Source organism: Microbispora sp. H10670 (genome assembly GCF_014161385.1).
Lineage (GTDB): Bacteria > Actinomycetota > Actinomycetes > Streptosporangiales > Streptosporangiaceae > Microbispora > Microbispora triticiradicis.
In genome coordinates this window covers 43,435-60,467 of sequence record NZ_JABBWW010000018.1, presented here as the reverse complement: position 1 = coordinate 60,467, position 17,033 = coordinate 43,435, and the positions used below count along the sequence as shown (strand labels likewise).

Here is a 17,033-nt window from a genome sequence, read left to right as displayed (position 1 = left end):
TCACTCGTCCACGATCACGTCGAGGGTCCGCGGCCGGTTCCCTCCGGCGGGCGCGGCCAGCTCGACCCGGTGCCCCAGACCCGCCAGCAGGTCGGCGAGGTCGCCGGCCGTACGCGGCCGGTCCGGGGTCTCCACCAGCGAGCGGGCGACCACGCCGCGCGTGGCCTTCGCCATGTGGCTGACGACCGTCCGCTTCCCGGCCGCCTCCCTGAGCACCCGTACGGCCACGCCGCGCTCGCCGGGCTGCCAGGCGGCGGCGTACGTCGCCGACCGCATGTCCACCACCAGGCCCTTCGTCGCGACGAGCACCGCACTGATCGACGGCCGCCAGAACGCGGCCAGACCGCCCATCGGCGGCAGCCGTACGCCCATGGACAGCCGGTACGGCGGCACCCGGTCGGAGGGGCGCAGCAGGCCCCACAGGCCGGAGAAGACGACGATCCTCCGGTCGGCCCGCCGCCGCGCCTCGGGGGAGAGGGTGCCGAGACCGAGGTTGTCGTACAGCACGCCCGTGTAGAGGTCGGCGACGGGCAGCGTGCGCGCCGCGGGCAGCCCCCGGTTGCGCTCGATCTCACCGGCCTGCCCGTCCGACAGGCCCAGCACGTCGCGCGCCTCGGGCGTGTGGCAGAGCGACACGAGGGCGTCGAGGACCTTCTCGCGCGGGCCGGCGAGTTCGGGGAAGCTCAGCCGGCGGACGCGGGAGGTCCCCCGCTCGGCCTTCCCCTCCGACGGAGGCAGCAGGATGAGCACGATTCCGCAGCTTACTGCGCCCCCACCGGAGAGGTTTCCGCTCGGGGCGCTGTCTCGGACGGATGGGTTCCCTCACTCGCGCCCGGTCTCCACCGCCTTGAGCACGGCCTCCGCGATCGAGCGCGGATCCACCCCGAAATGCCTGCGGACCGCCTCGCGGGTGCCCGACAGCCCGAACCCGTCGGTGCCGAGCGAGGTCCACGGCCGGTCGATCCAGGGGCTGATCTGGTCCGGCACCGCGCGCATCCAGTCGCTGACCGCGATCACCGGCCCCGAGGTCCCGGCCAGGGCCTGCCGGATGTAGGGCACACCCGTCGTGGTCATGGCGTCGCGGCGAAGCTCGCTCCAGGAGGTCACGGACCACACGTCCACGCCCACGCCGTACTCCTCCCGGAGCAGTCGCTGTGCGTCCATCGCCCAGTGGACCGCGGTGCCGCTGGCCAGCAGGTGAGCGTCACCGCCGCCGGCGGCGTGCCGGTAGATGCCCCGGAGGATGCCCTCCTCGGATCCCTCGGGCATAGGAGGCTGGGGCTGCGGCTCGTTGTAGACGGTCAGGTAGTAGAACACGTCCTCGCCGTCGGGGCCGTACATGCGCCGGAGCCCCTCACGCACGATCGTTCCCACCTCGTACGCGAAGGCGGGATCGTAGGCCAGGCACGCGGGGTTGGCGGAGGCGAGGAGCTGCGAGTGCCCGTCGGCGTGCTGCAGGCCCTCCCCGGTCATCGTGGTCCGGCCGGCGGTCGCGCCGACGAGGAACCCGCGGCCGAGCTGGTCGGCCAGCGCCCACATCTGGTCTCCGGTGCGCTGCCAGCCGAACATCGAGTAGAAGATGTAGAAGGGGATCATGACCTCGCCGTGGGTGGCGTAGCTGGAGGCCGCGGCCGTGAACGACGCCATCGACCCGGCCTCGGTGATGCCTTCCAGCAGGATCTGCCCGTCGGCCGCCTCCTTGTACGACAGCAGCAGGTCCCGGTCGACGGACTCGTAGCGCTGGCCCAGAGGCGAATAGATCCTGGCCGTGGGGAACAGCGACTCCATGCCGAACGTCCTGGCCTCGTCCGGCACGATCGGCACCCAGCGGCGTCCCGTCTCCGGCTCCTTCATCAGGTCCTTGACGAGGCGGACGAAGGCCATCGTCGTCGCCACCGGCTGCTTCGAGCCCTTCTCCAGGGCCCGGAACGCCGTCTCGCCCGGGGCCGGCAGCGGGGCGTGGGAGACCGTGCGGCGTGGGACGGGCCCGCCCAGGTCGCGGCGCCGCTCGGCGGCGTACCTCGCCTCCGGCGAGTCCGGCCCGGGATGCAGGTACGGCGGCAGGTCGCCGTCGAGGGCCTCGTCCGGCACCGGCAGGCCGAGCCGGTCGCGCAGGGCGCGGAACTCGTCCTGGGTCAGCTTCTTCATCTGGTGGTTGGCGTTGCGCGCCTCGATCCCCGTGCCGAGGGTCCAGCCCTTCACCGTCTGCACGAGGATCACCGTGGGCGCGCCCCGGTTGTCCAGGGCCCTGCGGTAGGCCGCGTACACCTTCCGAGGCTCGTGGCCCGCCCGCGACCCGCCGACGACGCGCCGCAGGTCCTCGTCCGAGCAGGGCACGTCCAGTCCCTGGAACAGCCGCTCCCTGATGTAGGAGCCCGTCGAGGCGGCGAACGTCTGGAACTGCCCGTCCGGCACCTCGCCCAGCCGGGCCACCAGCTCGTCCGAGCCCAGCAGCCCGTCCCATTCCCGGCCCCACAGCGCCTTGACGACGTGCCAGCCCGCGCCCCTGAAGACGCTCTCCAGCTCCTGCACTATGCGCGTGTTGCCCCGCACCGGGCCGTCGAGCCGCTGGAGGTTGCAGTTGATCACGAACGTGAGGTTGTCGAGCCCTTCGCGGGCGGCCAGGGTGAGGGCGGCCGTGGACTCCGGCTCGTCCATCTCGCCGTCGCCCAGGAAGGCCCACACGTGGCTGCGTGAAGTGTCTTTGATGCCGCGGTTGTGCAGATAGCGGTTGAACCTGGCCTGGTAGATCGCGTTGAGCGGCCCGAGCCCCATGGAGACGGTGGGGAACTGCCAGAAGTCCGGCATGGACCGCGGATGCGGGTACGACGGCAGCCCGCCCTCGGGCTCGCGCCTGAACAGGTCGAGCTGGGATTCGCTCAGCCTGCCCTCCAGGAAGGCCCGGGCGTAGACGCCCGGGGAGGCGTGGCCCTGGAAGTAGACCTGGTCGTGGCCGGCGTGGAAGAAGTGGTTGAAGCCCACCTCGTACAGCCAGGCGGCCGAGGCGTAGGTCGCCAGGTGGCCGCCGAGCCCCAGGCGGCTTCCCCTGGTGATCATCGCTGCGGCGTTCCACCGGTCGTACGCGGCGATGCGTGCCTCCAGCTCCAGGTCACCCGGGTAGACGGGCTCCTCGGAGGTCGGCACGGTGTTGAGGTAGCGGGTGGTCGTGGCCAGCCGCCTCAGCAGGTAGTCGGCCCGTTCGGGACCAGCCACACGGCGCACCGCCTCAAGGGATTCGAGCCATTCGGCGGTCTCCTGGGGGTTCAGGTCTGCGTCCATGAATCCATTAAAACACCCTATGATCGATCATAGGATGTATCCCCCCGCCGCCTATCATCGGTCTCGTGGAACCCGTCGTGCGGTCGCCGCTTCGCGACCAGATCCGGCAAGCCGTGCTCGACGGCCTGATCAACGGCCGATGGAAGCCCGGTGACCGCCTCGTCGAGCGGCGCATGGCCGCCGAGCTGAGCGTCAGCCAGGCGCCGGTGCGCGAGGCGTTGCGCGAACTGGAGGCCCTCAGGCTCATCGAGTCGGCGCCCAACAAGGGCGCGCGGGTCCGCAGGCTCACCCGGAGCGATCTGCGTGAGGTGTACCAGGTGCGGGCGGGCCTGGAGGAGACCGCCGTCCGGCTGGGCACGCCCCGCGTGGAGTCGCTGCGTACGCATCTGCGCCGCCTGCACGACGCGGCGGACACCGGTTCCCTGCACGACCAGGTGCGGCATGGCGTCGCCTTCCACCGGGAGATCGTGAAAGCCTCGGGCAACGCGGTGCTGCTGTCGGTGTGGGAGTCGCTCGGCATCGAGGTGTGGACCCACCTGTCGATCCGCCTGTTCCGGATGCGCCCGCACGAGAACGCCGCCGACCACGAACCTCTCGTGGACGCGTTCGAGCGGGGCGACCCCGAGGTGGGCGTCCTGCTCCGCGAGCACGTGCTCGGCTACGCCCCGCCCGAGCCCGGGTAGGGCTTCCCGCCGGTCGTGACCTGAACGCGGGCGGCGCGGGGCACTAGGCTGCGGCGGGTGAGTCGGGATCTGGCGCAGTTCGACCTGCTGGTGGACGAGGCGTGGCCGGCGCCGGGACGGGCCGCGGAGGGAAGCTGGGTCTACCGCCACGCCGGCGGGGTGACGAAGCGGGCCAACTCGGTGCTGCCGCTGGGGGAGCGGGCGGACCTGCCGGAGGCGGTGGACCGGGCCGAGCGCTTCTACGCGGGAGCCGGCCTGCCGTGCGTGTTCTCCGTGGGCATGGGCGCGACGCCGGGACTCGACGAGGAACTCGACCGCCGGGGATACCGGCTGGTGGACCCCACCCTGGTGATGACCGGGCCGCTGTCCGCCGATACGCCGGACGAGGGCGTGGTGGAGGTGGCGGGCGCGCCGTCCGAGCGGTGGCTGCGCACCTGGTGGAGCGTGGACGGCGGGCGGCACAACGCCGCCGGGGACGTCCCGGCGCGGGTGTGGGCCGAGCGGATCGTCACGGGGGTGCCCGCCGGCTACGTCCTCCTCGGCGGCCACCCGGACGTGGACGCCGACGGGAACGAGGACAGGAACGCGGTGGGCCGGGGCGTGCCGCAGGGCCGCTGGCTGGGGATCTACTGCATGGCGGTCCAACCGCGCGCCAGGCGGTGCGGGCTGGGCAGAGCCGTGCTGCGCGCCCTCGCCGCCTGGGGACGGCGGCAAGGCGCGGACAGCGCCTACCTGGTGGTCACGGAGGCCAACGCCGCGGCCCGCGCGCTCTACGAGCGGGAGGGCTTCGGCGTGGCCGGCCGCTACCACTACCGCGTGCGGCCCTGACGGGCGCCGCGGTCAGGTCAGGTACGGCATGGAGACGGACGGGGAATCTGGGAATCTATGGTGACGGCGCACCGAGCCGACGTCGTCGTCGTGCTGCTCCGGCACGCCGTCTATGGGGGTCAGCGCTCGCCGTCAGGGGCGGTCGCGGGGGATGCGGAGAGTCGGGCCGACTCGTCCTGGATCTCAGCACCTTTGCCGCGCAGTACAGCCACGTGCTGACGCCCGTGGTGGGCGCAGAACAGCAGCTCCCCGCCCACGGGCAGGGTAGCGCGGATGTAGGCCTGAGCACCGCACCGGTCACACCGGTCCAGGGCCGTCAGCGGCTTGGCGGGGGCGAGAGCTCCAGTCACGTATCGCCTTTCGGGTCGCCCCACGGATGCGGGGTCGTTGGCGTCAGTCACTTGGGACAACATCTAACCGGATGCGGGCGTTCCCAATCATGGCGCGGCTACGCCCAGAGCAGAATGCCCCTGGAAGTGACGGGGATCACAGCCGAAGTGCCGGTCAACCCGCTGTGCCTGGCAAGCTTGTACGCGTACAAACAGAAGTGGCGTTAAGCTGCGTACGCGTGTTCGATTGATAAGTGGGAGTTGGGTGTGACTGCGGTTCGCGCGGAGACGGGGTACACCGCCCGTCATCTCTCTGTGCTCGAAGGCCTCGAGGCCGTCCGCAAGCGCCCGGGGATGTACATCGGCTCCACCGACACACGCGGCCTCATGCACTGCCTGTGGGAGATCGTGGACAACGCGGTCGACGAGGCGCTGGGCGGCTTCTGCACCCGGATCGAGGTCGAACTGCACCGCGACGGGTCGATCGAGGTGCGCGACGACGGGCGCGGCATCCCCGTCGACGTCGAGCCCAAGACCGGCCTGGCCGGAGTCGAGCTGGTCTACACCAAGCTCCACGCGGGCGGCAAGTTCGGCGGCGGCTCCTACGGCGCCTCGGGCGGCCTGCACGGCGTGGGCGCCTCGGTGGTCAACGCGCTGTCCTCGCGCCTCGACGTCGAGGTCGACCGCGACGGCCGGATCCACCAGATCAGCTTCCGGCGGGGAGTGCCCGGCCTGTTCGACGGCGACGGCCCCACGGCGAAGTTCCGCAAGAAGTCCGGCCTGCGCGACGGCGGCGCCGCCCCCCGCGCGCTCACCGGCACCCGCGTGCGCTTCTGGGCCGACCGCCAGATCTTCCTGCCCGAGGCCGAGGTCTCGCTCGACGAGATCCACGTGCGGCTGCGCCAGACGGCGTTCCTGGTGCCGGGGCTCACCCTCGTCGTCCGGGACAGCCGGGGCGAGGAGCCGGCCGAGGAGACCTTCCGCTTCGACGGCGGCATCAGCGAGTTCACCGAGTTCCTCGCCAGGGACGAGGCGGTGTGCGAGGTGATGCGGCTGCAGGGCGTGGGCCACTTCCACGAGACCGTCCCCGTGCTCGACGACCAGGGCCACATGACGTCGACGGAGGTCGAGCGGGAGCTCACGGCCGACGTCGCGATCCGCTGGGGCAAGGGCTACGACACGACCGTCCGCTCCTTCGTGAACGTGATCGCCACGCCGAAGGGCGGCACCCACGTCGCCGGGTTCGAGCGGGCGCTGGTGCGCACGGTCAACGAGCAGCTCCGGGAGACCCGGCTGCTGAAGAACGGCGACGAGCCGGTCACCAAGGAGGACATCCTCGAAGGCCTGACCGCGGTCGTCACCGTGCGGGTGCCCGAGCCGCAGTTCGAGGGCCAGACCAAGGAGGTGCTCGGCACCTCGGCGGCCAGCCGGATCGTCGCCCACGTCGTCTCCCGTGAGCTCAAGGCGCTGTTCGCCAGCCCCAAGCGGGGGCAGAAGCAGCAGCTGCGCGCGGTCCTGGAGAAGGTCGTCGCCGCCGCCAAGGCCCGCATCGCGGCCCGGGAGCACCGGGACAACCAGCGGCGCAAGTCGGCCCTGGAGAACTCGGCGCTGCCCGCCAAGCTCGTCGACTGCCGCAGTGACGACGTGGACCGCAGCGAGCTGTTCATCGTGGAGGGCGACTCCGCGCTGGGCACCGCGAAGCTGGCCCGCGACTCGGAGTTCCAGGCGCTGCTGCCGATCCGCGGCAAGATCCTCAACGTGCAGAAGGCGTCGGTCGCCGACATGCTCAAGAACGCCGAGTGCGCCGCGATCATCCAGGTGGTGGGCGCGGGCTCCGGGCGTTCGTTCGACATCGCGTCGGCCCGGTACGGCAAGATCATCCTGATGGCCGACGCGGACGTGGACGGCGCGCACATCCGGTGCCTGCTGCTGACGCTCTTCCACCGGTACATGAAGCCGATGGTCGAGGCCGGGCGGGTGTTCGCCGCGGTGCCGCCGCTGCACCGCATCGAGGTCACCAACCCGGGGCGCGGTCAGGACAAGTACGTCTACACCTACAGCGACGCGGAACTGCACAAGGTCCTGCGCGACCTGGAGCGGCGCGGCAAGCGCTGGAAGGACCCGGTGCAGCGCTACAAGGGCCTCGGCGAGATGGACGCCGACCAGCTCGCCGAGACGACGATGGACCCCCGCCACCGCGTCCTGCGCCGGGTGCGGATCGAGGACGTGGAGGAGGCCGAGCGCATCTTCAGCCTCCTCATGGGCAGCGACGTGGGCCCGCGGCGCGAGTTCATCATCGGCAGCGCCGCCGAGGTGGACCGCGACGCCATCGACGCCTGACCCGACGCCCGCCGGGGGCGCCGGGTCAGCCCCGCCCTGTCAGCAGCGCTGGGCGCTGAGGAAGTCGGCCTCCGGGAAGTAGCCCACGTTCTGGCAGAAGTAGCTCCCGGACGGGATGGTGACGGTTCCCCAGGTGCCGGTGCCCGACCCGGTGCAGCCGCTGCCGAAGATGTAGTAGCCCAGCAGGTCGGACATCAGGTACCGGGTGCCGCTCGTGCAGGTGTAGTTGGCGTCCAGGGCCGCGGCGGGCGCCGCGGTGACGCCGGTCACCAGCACGGCGGCGGCGCAGATCGTGAGCGCGCGTCTGAGCGGAGCGTTCATGGGGGGCGTCCTTTACCGGGGGAGGAGGTGCGGACCCCTGCATCCCTACCCGGCCGGCTCCGGGCCGATCTGCCACGCGGTGTCCGGAAGCGGTCACTCACCGGACGCGGCCATGACCGCCGGCGACCGTGTCAGGGCTTGACCTCGCGCAGGCGCCCGGTCTCGACCTCGTAGACGAATCCCCGCACCGAGTCCTTGTGCGGGATGAACGGGTCGGCCGTGATCCTGTTGATCGACTGGATGACGTCCGCGTCCAGGTCGGGGAACGCCTCGGCGGCCCAGTCGGGCTTGATCCCGACCTCGGCCTCGATGTCCCGCCGGAAGCCGTCGTCGGTGAAGGTCAGCATGCCGCAGTCGGTGTGGTGGATGAGGATGATCTCCCGGGTGCCGAGCAGGCGCTGGCTGATCGCCAGGCTGCGCCGCTCGTCGGCCGTCACCACGCCGCCGGCGTTGCGGATCACGTGCGCGTCGCCTTCGCTCAGCCCGAGCAGGCCGTACGGGTTGAGCCGGGCGTCCATGCAGGCGAGGACCGCCACGCCCCGGGCGGGCGGCAGCGGCAGGTGCCCCTTGTCGAACCCGGCGGCGTACCGCTCGGCGTTGGCGAGGAGTTCGTCGGTGACGCTCATCTGGGTGCCCTTCTCGATCGCTGTCGTCGTCGACCCCACCTTTGCCGATGATTCCTACCAAGTCAATAGGTAATGTTGCGGAGGGTGAGGGGCAGGTGACGGAGTGCCCGAGTTCCCGGTTGCGGGAGGTGGAACCGGTGGAGTCATTCTCGATAGGGTACTTATTGCAAGTAGTTCGCAATAGCAGGTTATTCGCAACAAGTGGAGGATCGTGATGGGCGCGTACACGCTGCCGGACATGCCGTACGACTACGGGGCGCTGGAGCCGGCGATGTCGGGCGAGATCCTGGAGTTGCACCACAGCAAGCACCACGCCGCCTACGTCAAGGGCAGCAACGACGCCCTGGACCAGCTCGCCGAGGCCCGCGACAAGGGTGACTACGCCGCACTGGTCGGGCTGGAGAAGACCCTGGCGTTCAATCTGTCCGGGCACGTGTTGCACTCGATCTTCTGGAACAACCTGTCTCCGGACGGCGGAGACCGCCCCGACGGTGAGCTGGCTGCGGCGATCGACGAGCACTTCGGCTCCTTCGACGCGTTCGCCGGACAGCTGTCCACGGCCACGAAGACGGTGCAGGGCTCCGGCTGGGGCGTGCTGGCCTGGGAGCCGCTGGGCGGGCGGCTGATCGTGGAGCAGGTCTACGATCATCACGGCAACGTCGGGCAGGGCTCCACGCCGATCCTGGTCTTCGACGCCTGGGAACACGCCTACTACCTGCAGTACCGAAACGTGCGCCCGGACTACGTCGACCGGTTGTGGAATCTCGTCGACTGGGCCGACGTCGCCGCCCGCTTCACCGCCGCGCGGGCGGCGGGCCCGGTGATTCCCGGACTGCGATGACTCCCCCGGACCCGGCCCGGCTGTTCGAGCACGGCCAGCAGGCCGCCGGCGTCATCGCGGCCAAGCACCGCGGTGACCTCGCGGGCGCCGAAGCGCTGCTGGCCGGCTTCCCCGACGACCAGGCGCGATTGCAGGGGTTCTGTCTGCTCGCCGAACTGGCCCTGTCGCTGGTGCGGGCACAGACCGGACAGAGCATGGACGACCTCGTGCAGGAGCTCACCCTGCACATGGCGGGAGCGGCCCTGCGGCCGCCGCCGGGGACCGCGGCGGCCTGACGCGCGGGTGCCGGTGCGATCCCGATCGCACCGGCACCGTCGCTCACCCCGTCGCCCATCCCGTCGGCGGACCTGATGGGTGACGACTCGGGCCGTACGGCGGAGGCGGGGGCGTCAGCCGGACTCGATCTCCAGGGTGCTGACGCGGTTGCGGGCCTCCAGCATGCCCTCCCGGTAGCGCTCGTCCCAGTCGGGATCGTCGTCGGCGATGGCGCGGACCGTCTGCCTGGTCAGTTCCACCGGGCCGTTCCTGCCGGGGGCGACCTTGCGCACCACGATCAGGGTCCAGCCGTTCTCCATGACCGTGTCGGCCTCCCAGCGGGGAGGGCCGCCCACGCTCCGCCGGGACGCCGGCCCCGACCGGCGTACGACCGCGAAGAGCAGGTAGAGGAGCACGGCGAGCACGATGAGCGTCACCGGAAGGGTCAGCAGGCGCATCGGATCACGACCCTGTCACTTGGTGGGCAGACTACTTGGTGGGCAGAGCGACGCCACCAGTATTGCCCGGCGCGTAGACCGTGATGCCCTGGGGCAGGGCCTTGAGCTTCTCGATCTCCGCGCAGGTGGGGCACTTGTTGTAGCCGTCCTGCCGGGCCTTGTTGGCGTCCGCCTCGGCGCGGGCCTGGGCGACCTTCGCCTGCGCCTCGGTGACCTTCGCGAACGCCGCCTGCGCCTGGTTCACCGCCTCCTGGACCTCCGTGGGCAGGGTCACCCGGGAGAGGTTGAAGTGGATGCCGGTGAGGTAGTCGGCGCCGAGCGTCGCCTTGAGGTCCTCGGCCAGGCTCGTGTTGACCGCGTTCTGGATCTTGGCGATGTTCGCGTTGTTGCCCTGCTGCGGTGTGCCCCCGCCCTGCTGGCTGCTGTTGTTCTGCACGAGGGCGCAGGAGGAGACGAGTTCGGCGCAGCGGAAGTTGTTGATCTGCGTGCGCAGGTCGTTGTCGATCACCGGCCGGATGATCTGGTCGAGGAACGCCGACCAGCCCTCGTCATCCTGCCAGGGGTAGTAGGTCCCGCCGTTGGTGCTGCGGAACTTCCGGGTGCCGAACTTGTCGTCGAACGACTTCAACGTCTCGTGGTCGAGGTTGAGGCCGAAGTAGAGCGTGCCCTCGATGCCCATGTTGACGCCGTCGCCGCTCGGCACGTTCACCACGTCGACGCCGGACCTCTCGCCGTGGCCCTTGTCGGAGGTGATCGTGTAGAACCGCTGCTGGGCGGGGTAGCGGTGCATCTGCGACCACCAGCCGATCCAGGTGACCCCGGAGCCGGGGTCGATGATCTGACGGACCTTGTTGTCGTCCAGCGGGCCGCCGTCGCGGACGACCGCCACCTCGCCGCCGCTGGTGCGCTCGAACCCCTGGAAGGCGCCGTACAGGGCCGGCACTCCGATCACGATGAGCGCGAGGATCAGGACGGTGGCGAGCCCGCGGTACGACCGGCGGGAGGCGCCGCCGGACGGGGCGGAGGGGGTGCGGCTGCGCATATGGGCTCCTGGGGGTGGAGTGGCGGAGAGGTCATATTCTCGTTCGTCGCCAGGAGAACGTCATAACCGCCATCCCGGGTTCCGTCCTCGCGCCGGCCGCACCCCCTCCGTGAGGCGGGATCAGATCTCGATAGGCTGCAGCCTCCCCGTGTGCACGTCGTACAGCGCGCCGCCGACGACGAGATCGGCGGGCAGGTACGGGCTGGACTTGATGCGGGTGATGTCGTGCCGCAGCGCCGCCGGCTGGTCGGGAACGGTCTGGAACTCCAGACTGCGGGTGTCGACGCCGTGCTGGTCGGCGATGAGGTTGTGGACGTCCTCGTCGGTCGACTTGGACATCCGGCAGTCGGTGTGGGGCATCACCAGGACCCGGTCCACACCGAGCAGGTAGACGGCGAGGACGAGGGTCCGCAGGACGTCGTCGGTCACCCGGGCGCCCGCGTTGCGCAGGATCTTCGCGTCGCCGGCCGTCAGGCCGAGCAGTCCGAGCGGATCGATGCGGGAGTCCATGCACGTGACGACGGCGAGGCCGCGTGCGGCCCGGCCCGTGAGGCCGGAGTGCGAGAACGTGCTCGCGTACTTCTCGTTGGCGGCCAGAAGATCATCGAAAGCACCGGTCATGTGACAGATGTTGCCCGATCCCCTTTTCGCGGTCGGCGCGGGGGTAGCAGATTCGCTCTCCATATCGGCTGGTCTTTGCTCACGACACCGGTATAAGGTTTTCACCGGTGTTGCAAGGAAGGAGAAACATCCCTCATGAGCGGTGTCGCGCGAATGCGCACGGTCGTGCTCGACTGTCCGGAGCCGAAGGCCCTGGCCGCCTTCTACGCGGAGGTGCTGGGCTGGAAGGTGGCGTACGAGGAGGGGGAGGAATGGGTCACGCTCGCCGGTGACGACCAGGTCCGCGTCGCCTTCCAGCGCGTCCCGGACTACCGGCCCCCGCGGTGGCCCGGCTCCGAGCACCCCCAGCAGTTCCACCTGGATCTGACCGTGGACGACATGGCCGAGGCGGAGAAGCGCGTGATCGCCCTCGGAGCGGTCAGGCACGAGCACCAGCCGGGCGAGGAGGAGAACTGGACGGTCTACCTCGACCCGGCCGGGCACCCGTTCTGCCTGATCCCCTCGTCGGACTGACGCCTCAGCCCGGAGTGCCGGAGGCGGCCTCCTCCCGCGGCGCACGCGTGAGGCGCCGCAGGACGAGCAGGCCGCCGACGGCCGGCAGCCAGGCCAGGACCCTGCCGGTCAGGTCGCATCCGGCGTCGCGGGCGGCGGCCACGATCACGAACAGGTACGCGCAGCCGTGCAGGGGGCCGACGAGCGAGGAGACGGGCGGCAGGTGCACGGTGGCGAGGTTGGCCAGGAGGACGGCCAGAGATCCCAGCTCGACGGCGGCGGCCGCTCGCAGGGCGGAACGAGGGCGCGACATGGTCAGACTCCCGTGGTCGAGCCGGGACGGACGATCATCAGAACCGTCACGGCCGCCCACAGCAGGTTGAAGACGCCGGTCAGCATGGCGAGCCTCGCCACCTGGCGGCCGATGCCCGCGGCCGTGGGATTCCCGGCGGTGAGCAGGGCGAGGACGGTGTCCTGACGCGGCAGGACCCACAGGGCGAGGATCGCGGCCGCCGCGCCGGTGAGCAGGATGGACGCGATCACCCACGCGTCTCGCAGCACGCCGAGGCCGCTCGCGGTGGCGAACCCGAAAACCGGGACGGCCAGGCCCGCGAGGGCGTAGACGCGGCAGACGCGGTGCAGCACGCGGAGCGCGGCCAGGCCGTCGGCCTGCCCACCCGGCACCGATGCGTCCGTCACGCGCCGCGCGGCGGCGGGGAACATGCTCGCGGCCACCGCTACCGGGCCGATCGCGAGGATCGCGGCGAGGACGTGGACGGCCAGGAAGAACGCGGTCATCGTGCCCGGCTCCCGGCGGCGGACGGCGCGGGGACGTCCAGCGGATCGAACCCGTCGGACAGCACGAACTGGGCCGGCATCGGCATCGCTCCTTGTCGTCGGCGTGCGGTCACCAACCGTAGGAGCGCGGCCGCCTCCGCCCCAGAGGCGAGAACGACAAAGACCAACGGATTCTCGCCAACTGCTGTCACCTGGTCATGAACGGCCGATCGCTGACCACGTCGCTGGCGGGAATCCGGCTATCGTGGCGAACGTGCACACCGTGGCGATCCTGGCGCTGGACCGCGTCGTGCCGTTCGACCTGGCGACCCCCATCGAGGTGTTCGGGCGCACCCGTCTGCCGGACGGCCGGCGCCCCTACCGCGTGCGGGTGTGCGGGCCCGCCCGGGAAGTGGAGACAGAGGCGTTCGCCCTGCGCGTGCCGTACGGGCTGGACGCGCTGGCCGGGGCCGACACCGTGATCGTCCCCGGCTGCTCGGAGCGGGCCGGTCCGCCCCCGCCCGAGGCGCTGGACGCGCTGCGCGACGCGGCCGCGCGCGGCACCCGCCTCGCCTCGATCTGCGTGGGCGCGTTCACGCTCGCGGCGGCCGGGCTGCTGGACGGCCTGCGGGCGACCACCCACTGGGCCGCGGCGCCCGAACTCGCCCGGCGGTTCCCCCTGGTGGACGTGCGGCCGGACGTCCTGTACGTCGACAACGGGCAGGTGCTCACCTCCGCCGGCGCGGCGGCTGGACTCGACCTGTGCCTGCACATGATCCGGCGCGACCACGGGTCGGCCGTCGCGGCCGACGCCGCCCGCCTGTCGGTGATGCCGCTGGAGCGGGAGGGCGGTCAGGCCCAGTTCATCGTCCACGAGTATCCGCCGGTGCCCGGTGGTTCGCTGCTGGAGCCCGTGCTGGCGTGGATCGAGGACAACCTCGGCCGCGACCTCACCCTCCGGGAGATGGCGGTCCGCGGCGGGATGAGCGAGCGGACGTTCAGCAGACGCTTCCGGCAGCAGACCGGCACCACCCCGCTGCAGTGGCTGCTGCGGGCCCGGGTCCGGCGGGCGCAGTACCTGCTGGAGAACAGCGGCCACAGCATCGAGCGCATCGCCGCGCAGGCCGGGTTCGGGTCGCCCACCGCGTTCCGGGAGCGGTTCAAGCGGGTCGTGGGAACCACGCCGCAGGCGTACCGCTCCGCCTTCCACGGCGGCTCCGCCGTCACCTGAACGGCGGAGGCCCCGGCGGCTCTTCGCCGCCCGCATCCGTGGAGCCGGCGCTGCGCCGGCTGTGTCCGTGGCGCCGGCGCTTCGCCGGCTCGTGTTCACGCGAGCGGCTCTTCGCCGCCCGTGCCTATGCGAGCGGCTCTTCGCCTCCGGTGTCACCGGTCGTGGCCATACCGCCGTCGGTGGCGGCCTCCTCGCCGTCGCCGTCCGCGCCGAGCGCGCCGCCGATGGCCGCGATGGCGTGCACGAGCCGTACGCCCGAGCCGTCGCGGCGGCCGAGTTCGTCCGGCAGCGGCACCGGCTTGCCGGTCGAGGAAACCGCCTTGACCGGCATGGGACCGGCGTACGCGAGCAGCAGCACGTCCTCGCCCTTGAGGAAGCGCTGGGCGCGGACCCCGCCGGTCGCCCGGCCCTTCGGGGGGAAGTCGGCGTAGTCGGAGACCTTGCCCGCGCCCATCTGGGTGCCGGGCAGGGCGGTGGAGGAGCCGGCGATCGTCACGACGCGGGCCTCCAGGGCGGGATCGACGGCGCCGAAGAAGACCACCCGGGCGTCGCCCTCCAGGCGCACACCGGCCATACCGCCGGCCGGACGCCCCTGGGGCCGTACGACGGAGGCGGGGAAGCGCAGCAGCTGCGCGTCCGAGGTGATGAAGACCAGGTCGTGATCGGCCGAGGTGAGCTCCACCGCGCCCACCACCACGTCGCCGTCCCGCAGCCCGATGACCTCGAACTCGTCGCGGTTGACCGGGTATTCGGGCACCACCCGCTTGACCACGCCCTGGCTGGTGCCGAGCGCGAGGCCCGGCCCGTCGGGGTCGAGCGAGCCGAGCCCGACGACCTTCTCGTCCGGTTCCAGGGAGACGTACTCCGACACCGGATGGCCCCCGGCCAGGGACGGCGGGTTCGCCGAAGGCGGCAGGGCGGGCAGGTCGAGCACCGAGACACGGATGACGCGGCCCTTGGAGGTGACCACGCCCACCTCGCCGCGCACGGTCGAGCGAACCACCGACACCAGCACGTCGTGCGCCGCCCGCTCGCCCTCGCCGGAGATCGGCGACGCGTCGGTCGTACGGGCGAGCAGGCCGGTGGACGACAGCATGACCAGGCAGGGGTCGTCGGGCACCTCCAGCGGCACGACGGCGGCCCTGGCGGCGTCCGACGACTCCAGCAGGACGGTGCGGCGCGGCGTGCCGTACGTCTTGGCGACCTCGGCCAGCTCGGCCGACACCACCCGGCGCAGCCGCTCCTCCGAGCCGAGGATCTCGTTCAGCTCGGCGATGTCGGCCTGGAGCTGCTCCTTCTCCCGGTCCAGCTCCAGCTTGTCGTAGCGGGTGAGGCGGCGCAGCGGGGTGTCGAGGATGTAGTTGGCCTGGATCTCGCTCAGCGCGAAGGTCGCCATGAGCCCGGCGCGGGCCTGCGCGGAGTCGTCCGACCCGCGGATCACCTGGATGACCTGGTCGATGTTGAGCAGCGCGACGATGAGGCCGTCGACCAGGTGGAGCCGCTCCTCGCGCCTGCGCAGCCGGTACGCCGAGCGCCTGCGCACCACGTCGAGCCGGTGGTCCACGTAGACCGAGAGCAGCTCGCGCAGGCCCAGTGTGCGCGGCTGTCCGTCGACCAGCGCGACGTTGTTGATGCCGAAGGTCTCCTCCATCGGCGTGAGCCGGTAGAGCTCCTCCAGCACGGCCTCGGGATTGAAGCCGTTCTTGACCTCGATGACCAGGCGCAGGCCCTTGTGCCGGTCGGTCAGGTCCTTGAGGTCGGAGATGCCGGTGAGCCTCTTGGAGGTCACCAGCTCCTTGATCTTCGTCACCACCCGCTCGGGGCCGACGTTGAACGGCAGTTCGGTGACGACGATGCCCTTGCGCCTCGGGGTGACCTGCTCGACCGCGGCCTTCGCCCGCATCTTGAACGTGCCGCGCCCGGTCTCGTACGCGTCCCTGACGCCGTTCAGGCCGATGATCATGCCGCCGGTCGGCAGGTCGGGGCCGGGCACGAAGCGCATGAGCTCGTCGAGCGTCGCGGCCGGCTTCCTGATGAGATGCCGGGCCGCCGCGACGACCTCCCCGAGGTTGTGCGGGGCCATGTTGGTGGCCATGCCGACCGCGATGCCGGAGGCGCCGTTCACGAGCAGGTTGGGGAACGCCGACGGCACGACCGAGGGCTCGGTCTCCTGCCCGTCGTAGTTGGGCTTGAAGTCGACCGTCTCCTCGTCGATCGACTGCACCATCAGCATCGCCGCCGGGGCGAGCCGCGCCTCCGTGTACCGCATCGCCGCGGGGGCGTCGTCGGGGGAGCCGAAGTTGCCGTGCCCGTCCACCAGGCCCAGCCGCATCGAGAACGGCTGTGCCAGCCGTACGAGCGCGTCGTAGATGGCGCCGTCGCCGTGCGGGTGGAGCTTGCCCATCACCTCGCCCACGACCCGGGAGGACTTGACGTGCCCGCGGTCGGGGCGCAGGCCCATCTCGCTCATCGAGTAGAGGATGCGCCGCTGGACGGGCTTGAGTCCGTCGCGCGCGTCGGGCAGCGCACGCTGGTAGATCACCGAGTAGGCGTACTCAAGGAAGCTCGTCCGCATCTCGGCGGAGACGTCGATGTCGACGATCCGCTCCTCGAAGTCCTCGTCCGGCGGAGGTGTCGTCGTGCGTCGGGCCATGTGGATTCCTGCGTGTCGAGGAGCCGGGCCCCGGCCGTCGGGACCGGGGAGGGGCGAATGTCGGTCGTGAACATCGAACATTCTGCCGAGAGTTCGCCCTGTTCGCGACTCACCACCCTACTGCCGGGCCCGTGCCCTCCGTTCCGGCTTCGCCGGTGAGCCCGCGCCCGCGGCCGCCGTAGCGTGCCGGTTTCCCTGATCACGGCGGTGAGAAGGGCGCCCGCGGGATCGGGGACTCGGTGTCGGAGAGGCGGTGC

Annotated in this window: 18 protein-coding genes; 7 read left to right on the top strand and 11 right to left on the bottom strand. The window is 71.2% G+C overall.

Translation table 11 applies throughout. The features are described 5' to 3' along the window. Positions 1-750 (bottom strand): YaaA family protein, encoded by a 750-nt coding sequence (locus tag HHX33_RS23515; RefSeq protein ID WP_182876528.1) that lies wholly within the window; start codon positions 748-750, stop codon positions 1-3. A gap of 72 nt (positions 751-822) precedes the next feature. Further along, the gene (aceE, locus tag HHX33_RS23510; RefSeq protein WP_182876527.1) at positions 823-3,279 is read right to left on the bottom strand and encodes a pyruvate dehydrogenase (acetyl-transferring), homodimeric type; all 2,457 of its coding nucleotides are present in this window, start codon (positions 3,277-3,279) and stop codon (positions 823-825) included. A gap of 65 nt (positions 3,280-3,344) precedes the next feature. Between aceE and HHX33_RS23505 the strand changes: the two genes are divergently transcribed. After that, positions 3,345-3,962, top strand: a complete 618-nt coding sequence (locus HHX33_RS23505; protein ID WP_310741489.1) for a GntR family transcriptional regulator — start codon at positions 3,345-3,347, stop codon at positions 3,960-3,962. Positions 3,963-4,019: 57 nt separating this feature from the next. After that, a complete protein-coding gene (locus HHX33_RS23500; protein WP_182876526.1) occupies positions 4,020-4,790 on the top strand; it encodes a GNAT family N-acetyltransferase in 771 nt (256 codons plus the stop codon). A gap of 119 nt (positions 4,791-4,909) precedes the next feature. On the opposite strand, the gene HHX33_RS23495 is transcribed toward HHX33_RS23500, so the two are convergent. Continuing rightward, on the bottom strand, positions 4,910-5,140 hold the full coding sequence (locus HHX33_RS23495) for a hypothetical protein (RefSeq protein WP_117410085.1): 231 nt from the start codon (positions 5,138-5,140) through the stop codon (positions 4,910-4,912). Positions 5,141-5,386: 246 nt separating this feature from the next. Between HHX33_RS23495 and HHX33_RS23490 the strand changes: the two genes are divergently transcribed. Further along, positions 5,387-7,459, top strand: a complete 2,073-nt coding sequence (locus HHX33_RS23490) for a DNA gyrase/topoisomerase IV subunit B (RefSeq protein ID WP_182876525.1) — start codon at positions 5,387-5,389, stop codon at positions 7,457-7,459. A 39-nt stretch (positions 7,460-7,498) separates the two neighbouring features. On the opposite strand, the gene HHX33_RS23485 is transcribed toward HHX33_RS23490, so the two are convergent. Next, the gene (locus HHX33_RS23485; RefSeq protein ID WP_182876524.1) at positions 7,499-7,780 is read right to left on the bottom strand and encodes a hypothetical protein; all 282 of its coding nucleotides are present in this window, start codon (positions 7,778-7,780) and stop codon (positions 7,499-7,501) included. A 131-nt stretch (positions 7,781-7,911) separates the two neighbouring features. Further along, positions 7,912-8,445, bottom strand: a complete 534-nt coding sequence (locus HHX33_RS23480; RefSeq protein ID WP_310741488.1) for a carbonic anhydrase — start codon at positions 8,443-8,445, stop codon at positions 7,912-7,914. A gap of 175 nt (positions 8,446-8,620) precedes the next feature. On the opposite strand from HHX33_RS23480, the gene HHX33_RS23475 reads away from it, so the two are divergent. Together HHX33_RS23475 and HHX33_RS23470 are read left to right on the top strand one after the other, a co-directional pair. Then, a complete protein-coding gene (locus tag HHX33_RS23475) occupies positions 8,621-9,247 on the top strand; it encodes a superoxide dismutase (RefSeq protein ID WP_182876523.1) in 627 nt (208 codons plus the stop codon). Beyond that, positions 9,244-9,522, top strand: coding sequence for a superoxide dismutase (locus tag HHX33_RS23470; protein ID WP_182876522.1), 279 nt, complete (start codon positions 9,244-9,246; stop codon positions 9,520-9,522). The genes HHX33_RS23475 and HHX33_RS23470 overlap by 4 nt, the downstream gene beginning before the upstream one ends. Before the next feature lie 114 nt (positions 9,523-9,636). On the opposite strand, the gene HHX33_RS23465 is transcribed toward HHX33_RS23470, so the two are convergent. From HHX33_RS23465 to HHX33_RS23455, 3 genes are all read right to left on the bottom strand, one after another. Then, a complete protein-coding gene (locus HHX33_RS23465) occupies positions 9,637-9,960 on the bottom strand; it encodes a hypothetical protein (protein WP_117410089.1) in 324 nt (107 codons plus the stop codon). 31 nt (positions 9,961-9,991) lie between these two features. After that, positions 9,992-11,002 carry an SPFH domain-containing protein gene (locus HHX33_RS23460; RefSeq protein ID WP_182876521.1) on the bottom strand — a complete coding sequence of 337 codons (1,011 nt, stop codon included), beginning with the start codon at positions 11,000-11,002 and terminating at the stop codon, positions 9,992-9,994. 120 nt (positions 11,003-11,122) lie between these two features. Continuing rightward, complete coding sequence (locus tag HHX33_RS23455) at positions 11,123-11,623, bottom strand: beta-class carbonic anhydrase (RefSeq protein ID WP_182876520.1); 501 nt, start codon at positions 11,621-11,623, stop codon at positions 11,123-11,125. Positions 11,624-11,758: 135 nt separating this feature from the next. Between HHX33_RS23455 and HHX33_RS23450 the strand changes: the two genes are divergently transcribed. Next, positions 11,759-12,136 (top strand): VOC family protein, encoded by a 378-nt coding sequence (locus HHX33_RS23450; RefSeq protein WP_182876519.1) that lies wholly within the window; start codon positions 11,759-11,761, stop codon positions 12,134-12,136. A 4-nt stretch (positions 12,137-12,140) separates the two neighbouring features. Here HHX33_RS23450 and HHX33_RS23445 read toward each other — a convergent pair whose 3' ends face one another. Together HHX33_RS23445 and HHX33_RS23440 are read right to left on the bottom strand one after the other, a co-directional pair. After that, a complete protein-coding gene (locus tag HHX33_RS23445; protein WP_182876518.1) occupies positions 12,141-12,428 on the bottom strand; it encodes a DUF3817 domain-containing protein in 288 nt (95 codons plus the stop codon). A 2-nt stretch (positions 12,429-12,430) separates the two neighbouring features. Next, a complete protein-coding gene (locus HHX33_RS23440; protein ID WP_182876517.1) occupies positions 12,431-12,913 on the bottom strand; it encodes a hypothetical protein in 483 nt (160 codons plus the stop codon). Between the two features lie 253 nt (positions 12,914-13,166). On the opposite strand from HHX33_RS23440, the gene HHX33_RS23435 reads away from it, so the two are divergent. Next, positions 13,167-14,123, top strand: coding sequence for a GlxA family transcriptional regulator (locus HHX33_RS23435; RefSeq protein ID WP_310741486.1), 957 nt, complete (start codon positions 13,167-13,169; stop codon positions 14,121-14,123). Between the two features lie 124 nt (positions 14,124-14,247). Here HHX33_RS23435 and HHX33_RS23430 read toward each other — a convergent pair whose 3' ends face one another. After that, entirely contained in the window at positions 14,248-16,776 is a 2,529-nt protein-coding gene (locus HHX33_RS23430; RefSeq protein WP_182876515.1) for a DNA gyrase/topoisomerase IV subunit A, read from the bottom strand. Positions 16,777-17,033 lie beyond the last annotated feature (257 nt).

Bases quoted from the DNA above. Each gene is read 5' to 3' on its own strand.
- aceE (WP_182876527.1), bottom strand. From the start codon at position 3,279: ATGGACGCAGACCTGAACCCCCAGGAGACCGCCGAATGGCTCGAATCC.
- HHX33_RS23485 (WP_182876524.1), bottom strand. From the start codon at position 7,780: ATGAACGCTCCGCTCAGACGCGCGCTCACGATCTGCGCCGCCGCCGTG.
- HHX33_RS23475 (WP_182876523.1), top strand. From the start codon at position 8,621: ATGGGCGCGTACACGCTGCCGGACATGCCGTACGACTACGGGGCGCTG.
- HHX33_RS23470 (WP_182876522.1), top strand. From the start codon at position 9,244: ATGACTCCCCCGGACCCGGCCCGGCTGTTCGAGCACGGCCAGCAGGCC.
- HHX33_RS23465 (WP_117410089.1), bottom strand. From the start codon at position 9,960: ATGCGCCTGCTGACCCTTCCGGTGACGCTCATCGTGCTCGCCGTGCTC.
- HHX33_RS23460 (WP_182876521.1), bottom strand. From the start codon at position 11,002: ATGCGCAGCCGCACCCCCTCCGCCCCGTCCGGCGGCGCCTCCCGCCGG.
- HHX33_RS23455 (WP_182876520.1), bottom strand. From the start codon at position 11,623: ATGACCGGTGCTTTCGATGATCTTCTGGCCGCCAACGAGAAGTACGCG.
- HHX33_RS23450 (WP_182876519.1), top strand. From the start codon at position 11,759: ATGAGCGGTGTCGCGCGAATGCGCACGGTCGTGCTCGACTGTCCGGAG.
- HHX33_RS23445 (WP_182876518.1), bottom strand. From the start codon at position 12,428: ATGTCGCGCCCTCGTTCCGCCCTGCGAGCGGCCGCCGCCGTCGAGCTG.
- HHX33_RS23440 (WP_182876517.1), bottom strand. From the start codon at position 12,913: ATGACCGCGTTCTTCCTGGCCGTCCACGTCCTCGCCGCGATCCTCGCG.
- HHX33_RS23430 (WP_182876515.1), bottom strand. From the start codon at position 16,776: ATGGCCCGACGCACGACGACACCTCCGCCGGACGAGGACTTCGAGGAG.